The sequence below is a fragment of the Pseudoalteromonas sp. CR1 genome (assembly GCF_019392235.1).
Taxonomy (GTDB): domain Bacteria; phylum Pseudomonadota; class Gammaproteobacteria; order Enterobacterales; family Alteromonadaceae; genus Pseudoalteromonas.
Genome location: NZ_JAHXRM010000429.1, coordinates 1 through 253, shown reverse-complemented (window position 1 = coordinate 253; position 253 = coordinate 1). Strand labels below are relative to the sequence as shown.

General features: G+C 66.4%; 1 pseudogene. It reads left to right on the top strand.

From position 1 onward, the window contains the following. Positions 1-253 (top strand): annotated as a pseudogene (locus KZZ04_RS20015) (hypothetical protein); the annotation flags it as partial.

Sequence of the window (253 nt, the reverse complement as noted above, 5' to 3'; positions counted from 1 at the left end):
CCGGCACCTTCGATAGGGCCACCGCCGAGTATCGCATTCGCACAGCCGGAGGCTTGCGCTGGATGCGCTGCAAGCGACGGCTGGTGCGGGACGATGCCGGCACCCCTTCCTGCATCGTGGGCGTCGCTTTCGACGTAACAGTCGATAAAGCCCAGGAGGCGCGCCTTGCGCACGCGGCTCAAACCGATGCGTTGACCGGCTTGGCGAACCGTCGCGAATTCGACCTTCGGGCCGACCTCGCCTGGCAGCTTGC